Annotated in this window: 4 protein-coding genes; 3 read left to right on the top strand and 1 reads right to left on the bottom strand. The window is 60.2% G+C overall.

The features are described from left to right. The first annotated feature begins 623 nt into the window (after positions 1–623). The 3 genes from imuA to KHO30_RS38030 are packed head-to-tail and all read left to right on the top strand — an operon-like array spanning position 624 to position 6,797. Positions 624–1,463: a translesion DNA synthesis-associated protein ImuA gene (gene imuA, locus KHO30_RS38040; protein WP_093646570.1), complete on the top strand. Its 840-nt coding sequence runs from the start codon at positions 624–626 to the stop codon at positions 1,461–1,463. Beyond that, the gene (locus tag KHO30_RS38035; protein ID WP_211703985.1) at positions 1,363–3,147 is read left to right on the top strand and encodes a Y-family DNA polymerase; all 1,785 of its coding nucleotides are present in this window, start codon (positions 1,363–1,365) and stop codon (positions 3,145–3,147) included. Before imuA ends, KHO30_RS38035 begins: the two co-directional genes overlap by 101 nt. A gap of 5 nt (positions 3,148–3,152) precedes the next feature. Next, positions 3,153–6,797, top strand: a complete 3,645-nt coding sequence (locus KHO30_RS38030) for an error-prone DNA polymerase (protein ID WP_211703984.1) — start codon at positions 3,153–3,155, stop codon at positions 6,795–6,797. Here the strand turns inward: KHO30_RS38030 and KHO30_RS38025 are convergent. Beyond that, complete coding sequence (locus KHO30_RS38025; RefSeq protein ID WP_093646577.1) at positions 6,791–7,723, bottom strand: dTDP-4-dehydrorhamnose reductase family protein; 933 nt, start codon at positions 7,721–7,723, stop codon at positions 6,791–6,793. The genes KHO30_RS38030 and KHO30_RS38025 overlap by 7 nt on opposite strands. Positions 7,724–7,728: the final 5 nt, after the last annotated feature.

The raw sequence follows: 7,728 nt of genomic DNA, 5'->3' as shown, positions 1-7,728 counted from the left end.
GACTCCACGCCGATGATAGTGCGGATTCCCGTGTGAAAGTAGGTAATCGTCAGGCTCCCCTGCAAGTCCAGAAACCCCACCCCATAAAGGTGGGGTTTCTGCGTTTACGGCACGAAACGCAGAGGCAGAACGAGTCTTCTGCCTCCAGTCGAGTCATCACGACGACGATGGCATGCTCACGCCGGGACTTAGTCCGGGCGTCTGTCCGTCCATCACAATGGTCGGATCTGAAAACATCATTCCGCGCAGCTTTGCCCAATGCGCCTCAGTTCTCCTTGCCTTACTTCTCCCCGATCCGCAGCGATCGCGTAACCGTTGGCTCTTATCAATTCCGCGACATACATGCGCAGGCTCTCTGCTCTTCTCATTCCTCCCAGAGCACGTGAGATTGGACCCTGCTTGCTGAGCGACAGCGCCAAAAAGTAGCTCTCCCGCAGGCGAAAAATCTGCAACAAAAACAGCTTCGCCACCCCTTTTTATTTCCCTCTTGCGCGCGCCTCGTCGCATCGCTTTGCCTTAACATCCGTCCCAGAATACTGTATAAATATACAGTGAAAACTCGTCACCCCATGCTTGCCCGATGCCGGGCAGGGTGGAGTATTCCCTATTGAACGAGCGTGTCTATGGCAGCAGCGATTCATCTGGCGACGACAGCGTTGTCGTCGAGATTGCGGCGTCAGGTGTGGCAGGGCAATGAGCTTGCCGAGGCGGACTCGCGGGTGATTTCCAGCGGCTATGCTGCGCTGGATCAACTGCTGCCTGGGCAGGGCTGGTCGGCCGGCGGCCTGACAGAGTTATTGATTGAGCACGAAGGAGTCGGCGAACTGCGCCTGCTGGCCCGCGCGCTTCGGCATCTTACGGCACAAGCTGAACGGCACGTCATGCTCGTGGCGCCCCCTTACCAGCCCTGTGCTTCGGCATTGAGGTCGTGGGGTATCGATGTCGAACGCGTCTTATGGGTGCGTTCGAGTGAAGACCAGTCTCTGTGGGCTGCTGCTCAGGCATTGAAGCAGGATGGCATCGGCGCTGTGCTGGTATGGCTACCGAATGCGCGCGCCGATAAGGTTCGGCGTCTGCAGGTGGCGGCTCAGGAATCGGGATCGCTGGCATTTTTGATCCGGCCTGTCGAGGCAGCCACGCAATCTTCACCGGCGCCATTACGAATGATCTGCGAGCCGCTCTTGCCGGCCAATGCGCAGACGATCAACCGTCGTGAATGGTTGCAGGAGATTGGTATTTCGATCGACATCTTCAAGCGTCGCGGCCCGCCGCTAGCGGAGCCTCTGCGTCTCATTTTGCCGTTACAAAGCGTCTTGTTGCCGGAAAGCGGGATCGGTAGCAATCAAGGACGAGAGATCAAACATGTTGTGGATCGCAGTCACATTGCCACTCTTATCGCTGGAAGCGGTGAAGCCTCTCGAGCCGCTTCCGGATGGTTCGCTCGCGAAGCCGAATCGGTGTGAGTCCGGCGAGACAAGCCAACCTCCGGGTGCCGACAGCGTTACCGAGGCGCGCTGCTATGCGTTGGCCGATCACGCGCACATCGTGATGCCGGATTTCGACGCATTGCGTGCCGGGGTGCACGTGGGGCAATCGCGCTCGTACGCATTGGCCTTGGCGCCCGGTCTCAAGATGCTTGCCGCAGACACAGTCTGCGAAACGCAGGCGTTCGAAGCGATGGCGCTCGCTTTGCTGACGTACACCCCGAAGGTGTCGCTCGGGCACGCGCATACCTTGTTGCTGGAAGTCGGCTCCGGCTTGCGGTTGTTTGGCGGCTTGCGGGCGTTGTTGTCGCAGGTGTCCACGACGGTGGCTGAATTCGGCTATACGGCGCGCATCGCGTGTGCACCGACAGCCTGGGGCGCGTGGTTGTTGGCTCAGGCGCACGCCGATCGGCAGGGGCATCGTTGGCATGTGATAAAGGAGACGTCGCTTGCTCGGGTCCTCGACCGCTTATCCGTGTTGTTGTTGCCGGTTTCGCAGGCGGATCGCGATGCGTTTACGCATGTTGGTTGCGCGACACTGGCCGATTTGCGTCAGTTGCCAAGGTCGGGTGTCGTGCGGCGTTTCGGCAGCGGAATTCTGGATCTGCTGGCGCAGGCATATGGTGCGCGTCCGGATCCGCGCGAATCGTTTCGCGCGCCGGCATCGTTTCATGCTCAGTTGGAGTTGCCGTCGCGGGTCGACAATGCCGATGCATTACTGTTCGCCGCGCGTCGGCTGATTGTGCAACTGGCCGGATGGTTGAGCGCGCATCATGCAGCGCTCAGTGGTTATACGTTGTTGCTCGAACATGAATTGGCATCCCGTCATGCGCCGAAAACGTCGAGTCTGAAGGTCGCTTGGGCCATACCGTCGCGCGATGCCGAGCATCTGATCTGGCTGTTGCGTGAGAAGTTGAATCAGACGGTTCTGGTGGCGCCCGTGATCGAGTTGAAGCTGGTCGCGGATCAGATCGGCGACCATGCAGGGCGGTCGGACACTTTGTTTCCAATGCCCGAATCAGACGGCGATTCGATCGCACGTCTGCTCGAACGCTTGAGCGCGCGTTTGGGGCCGGAGAACGTGTTGCAGATGTCGGTGCAGGACGATCATCGGCCCGAGCGGGCAATGCGCGTCGAGGCCTATCAGGCGCAAGCGTTTTCGCGCAAGAAGCGCTCATCTGCGAAGACTAAGACAAAAATCAAAGCGGATAAAACCTGGCTGACCGATGAGTTGCAGCACGCTGCATTGGAGAGCGTGGGTGCAGACGACGATGGGGCGAGACACGCGGAACGCACAGCACACCCAGAGCACATATCCCGAGAGCCAGAAGAAGCGAGCGACGCTAAAAGCAGCCACCTATTCGTAACACAAGCGGCCGATGCTCAAGCCTCACTCGATCTGCCCGACAGTGCATTGCCATCACAGCCTCGCCCCGTCTGGATGCTCGACAAACCGCTGCACCTGATGATGCGCGACCAGCGGCCGATCTATCGTCGGCCACTGAAAATGCTCACGCGTACCGAACGGATTGAAGCAGGGTGGTGGGACGGTAACCTCGTCGAGCGGGATTACTACGTTGCGGCAGACGATCGTGGGCATATGTTCTGGGTGTACCGGGAACGCCTTGGCGGCGAGTGGTATCTGCAGGGTTTATTCGGCTGAGCATCATGGCAGATTCCCAAGTCTCAGGTTCATTGGAGCAGGCGCTTGTGCCCCAATTGCCTCCGTATGCGGAGTTGCACTGCCTGACTAATTTTTCGTTTCTGCGTGGCGCTTCGCACCCGCATGAACTGGTCGAGCAGGCGATGTCGTGCGGTTATAGCGCGCTCGCGATCACCGATGAATGCTCGCTGGCGGGCGTCGTGCGCGCGCACACGGCGGTGAAAGAAATCGAACAGGAGCGGGAGCGCCAACGGAAGGAGCGCGATGACAAGGCGAAAACCGCGCAGGCAGGAGCGGCTTTGGAAGAAGCAGTAGAGCCGGCGGCCGCGAAGCCAACGTGCACCCCACAAGCAACCACCCAACAAGCAACCACCCAACAAGCAACCACCCAACAAGCAACCACCGAGCCAGAAACCCCTGACCAAGAGAAGCTAAAACCCATCCCCCACCTCATCATCGGCAGCGAACTCAATCTAACCGACGATGCAGGCGAGCCATTCTGCACACTGGTTGCGCTCGCAACCAATCGCAATGGTTACGGCAACCTTTCCGAACTGATCACGCTGGCCCGTTCGCGTGCAGACAAAGGCAGCTATCGCCTCGGTCCATCCGACTTCACCGACTCGCTGCCGCATCTCGAGCATCTCAAAGCCTTGCCCGACTGCCTCCTGATCCTCGTGCCGCAGCGCACGGCGACGCTCTCGCACACATTGCGTTGTGTGCACTGGCTGGCATCGTTCGCGCCGCAACGCTCATGGATCGCACTCGAACTTTGGCAAACCGGTAGCGACGATCTTCAGATCGACGCATTGCGAATGATTTCAAAAGCGAGTGGTTTGCCTTTGGTAGCAGCAGGAGGCGTCCTGATGCATGTGCGATCGCGCAAGCCGTTGCAGGACACCCTAACCGCGATTGGCCTCGTCACACCGCTATCGGCGTGTGGTCATGCGCTCGAGGCCAATGCCGAACGGCATATGCGCACGCGCGTGCGGCTCGGCAAACTGTATCCCCGTGACACGCTCGAAGAAACGCTGCGTATCGCCGCCCTGTGTCGCTTCTCGCTCGACGAACTCAAGTACGAGTATCCGGAAGAACTGGTGCCCGCCGGTGAATCGCCATCAAGCTATCTGCGCAAACTGGTCATGGCCGGCGCGATGGAGCGCTGGCCGAAGGGAATAGATCTCAAACGAATCGATCAGATCGAGAAAGAGCTGCAACTGATCGCCGACCTGAAATACGAAAAGTACTTCCTGACGGTACAGGATATCGTGAGCTTCGCGCGCTCCAGAAACATTCTCTGTCAGGGACGAGGCTCAGCGGCCAATTCGATCGTGTGCTACTGCCTGCACGTGACGGAAATTGATCCGGTGCACATGAACATGCTAATCGAACGGTTCATCTCGCGTGCGCGTAACGAACCGCCTGATATTGACATCGATTTCGAACATCAGCGTCGGGAGGAGGTGATTCAATATATTTATGGGAAGTACGGCCGTCATCGCGCGGCGCTCACTGCAACGCTGATCACCTATCACGCCCGCAGTGCGCTGAAGGACGTCGGCAAGGCGTTAGGGCTCGAAGCGTCGTTGATCGAGCGAATCAGTAAATCGCAGCAGTGGTGGGACGGCACGGATGCGGTCGCCAAATATCTGGCCGAAGCGGGCTTCGCTGCCAACTCGCACATCACGCAGAATCTGATTCGCCTCACCAAAGAGTTGCGCAACTTTCCGCGTCATCTGTCGCAACACGTCGGCGGCTTTGTGATCGCGAAAGACAAGTTGTCACGGCTAGTACCTATCGAGAACGCGACGATGAAAGACCGCAGCGTAATTGAGTGGGATAAGGACGACATCGATGCGCTCGATCTATTGAAAGTCGACGTGCTGGCGCTCGGCATGTTGTCGGCGATTCGTCGTGCGCTGGAATTCGTCGCCTTGCGGCGCGGTTTGCTGAAATTCAGGATGCAGGATATTCCGCGCGAAGATCGCGGTGTCTACGAAATGTGCGGTCATGCCGATACGATCGGCGTATTCCAGATCGAATCGCGTGCGCAGCAAAGCATGCTGCCGCGGCTGAAACCGAACAAGTACTACGATCTTGTGATCGAAGTTGCGATCGTGCGGCCCGGACCGATCCAGGGCGGCATGGTGCATCCGTACCTGCGTCGCAAGCAGGGTCTGGAGGCGGTGGACTACGCTAAAGATGAGTTACGCCCCGTGCTCGAGCGCACGCTCGGCGTACCGATTTTCCAGGAGCAGGTGATGCACCTCGCGATGGTTGCCGCGCTCTACACCGGCGAGCAGGCCGATCAATTGCGGCGCGCGATGGCCGCGTGGCGGCGCACCGGCAATCTGGCGAAGTATCAGCAGGATCTGACTGACCGCATGTCGGCGCGCGGCTACGAAAAGGAGTTCATCGCGCGCATCTGCAAACAGATCGAAGGCTTCGGCGAATATGGTTTTCCTGAAAGCCATGCGGCGAGCTTTGCCTTGCTCGTCTATCTCAGCGCGTGGTTGAAACGTTATGAGCCGGCCGCCTTTCTGGCGGGGTTGCTGAACAGCCAGCCGTTGGGATTTTATTCGCCGTCGCAACTCGTGCAGGATGCCAGGCGTCACGGCGTCCAGGTGTTGCCGCCGGACGTAACCTTGAGCGATTGGGAGTCGACCTTCGAAAGACGCGGCCATGAAGGGCAGCGGATTTCATCGAGCGAGACCTGTTTGCGTCGTCAGCAGGGCGCATTGTCTGCACAGCAATTCCGTGACATGTCGTTGCGGCGCTTCACATTGGCCCGGACGATCCGGCGTGCGGCAAAACAGCTGACCGCCCGCGTATTTCAATCGTCGAAAACCTATGGTGCACGCGGTCCGGCAGTACGCATCGGCATGCATCTGATCAAAGGTCTTTCGCAGGTAGCGGCCGAACGCATTATGGCGGCTCGCAGCGACGCGCAGTTTACCGACGTCGACGATCTGGCGCGTCGCGCGGCATTGACGCGGCGCGATCTCGAAGCGCTGGCCGCGGCGAACGCGCTGGTCAGCATTGCGGGCCATCGGCGCGAAGCGTGGTGGCAGGTGACCGCGCAGCACACGGTACCCAAGCTGCTGCGCGATGCGCCGATCGCCGAAGCGCCGTTGACATTGCCGCAGGCAACAGAAAGTCGCGAGATCGTCGACGACTACGCGAGCATCGGCCTCACGCTCAATCGTCATCCGCTCGCGCTATTGCGCGAGCGTCTTGCCAAGCAGCGTTTTCGCACGGCCGCAGAACTTGCCGCGTGCGGACACGGCACGCTGGCACGCGCCTGCGGCATCGTTACCGTGCGGCAGCGGCCGGGCACGGCAAACGGCACCGTGTTCGTTTCCATCGAAGATGAAACCGGTTCGATCAATGTGATCGTCTGGCCGGCGCTGGTGGAAAAACAGCGCAAGGTACTGCTGGGTTCATCCTTGCTGGCGGTGTATGGCGTCTTGCAGCGTGACGACGGCGTTTCTACCGGCGGTGACAGCGCCGGCAATGCGATGAACGCAAGTAAAACGGGCAACGCGAAACGGAAACAGAAGGGCGAGGTGATCCATCTCGTCGCGCATCGACTTGAAGATCACAGCGACTGGCTCGGCGAACTGGCTACGGCGAGCCGTGATTTTCATTGAGGCTGATCTGCCGCCGGCTCGCCCCGCCATGGAAATGCGGCCAGCACTTGCCGGATCGCAACGTCGAACGGCGTGCGGCGACCAATGCCGAGCGCCTCGAGCCGGTCCGACGCCAGGTGGCAGTTATGCGGACGCGGCGTCGCGTCGGTGGGCGTATGTTGTGGCGTCAGTTGCGCATCCAGTTGCAGTGCTTCGGCCAGCCGCACGGCGATTTCATACTTGTTCATCGGCTCATCCCCCGACCATTGCACGATGCCGCCGATCGCATCGCCACGCGCATGTCGTTCGAGCATCTGCCGGATCACGAACGCGACGTCCGGCGTAAAGGTCGGGTAGCGAATCGCCCATGCATCCATGATCGCGGCTTTGCCCTCGCGTGAAGCCGACGCGGCAATCGCCGGCACGAGACTCGTCACCGCCGATTCTGCCCAATCGACGATCGGCCCATAGAGCAGCGGCAAACGCAGCACGCAGCCGAGATCGGTAGATTCCGTCAGCGCGCGCTCGCCTTCGAGTTTGCTGCGCCCATAGGCATTGAGCGGCGCGGGCGCGGAATCGTGCTGATAGGGCGGGCGGGTGCCGTCGAACACATAATCGGTTGAGATCGAGAGCGTCCACGCGCCGCGCCGCGTTGCCGCCGTGGCCAGGGTGCGCACCGCATCGACGTTCAACGCCCGGGCGAGCGCCGGATCGTGCTCGCACACATCCGGCCGACGCTCTGCTGCGGCAATCACGAGCGCGTCCGGCGCTTCACGCTCGACAAATTGCTCGACCGCCCGCGCATCGCGAATATCCAGCGCGACCGTGTTCGGCCCCGGCCGGCTGAACGCCGTGGCGACAACTTGCCAATCAGCCTGCTGCGCCAGTTCGTCGACGAGAGCCCGGCCGAGCAGTCCGGAAGCACCAATGACGGCAACTTTGAACATAACGG

This window comes from Paraburkholderia aspalathi, from assembly GCF_905220735.1.
GTDB classification, from domain to species: Bacteria; Pseudomonadota; Gammaproteobacteria; order Burkholderiales; family Burkholderiaceae; genus Paraburkholderia; species Paraburkholderia aspalathi.
This window is presented reverse-complemented; position numbering and strand designations above follow the sequence as displayed.

Coding starts and splice junctions, on each gene's coding strand:
- imuA (WP_093646570.1), top strand. CDS start 624: ATGGCAGCAGCGATTCATCTGGCGACGACAGCGTTGTCGTCGAGATTG.
- KHO30_RS38035 (WP_211703985.1), top strand. CDS start 1,363: ATGTTGTGGATCGCAGTCACATTGCCACTCTTATCGCTGGAAGCGGTG.
- KHO30_RS38030 (WP_211703984.1), top strand. CDS start 3,153: ATGGCAGATTCCCAAGTCTCAGGTTCATTGGAGCAGGCGCTTGTGCCC.
- KHO30_RS38025 (WP_093646577.1), bottom strand. CDS start 7,723: ATGTTCAAAGTTGCCGTCATTGGTGCTTCCGGACTGCTCGGCCGGGCT.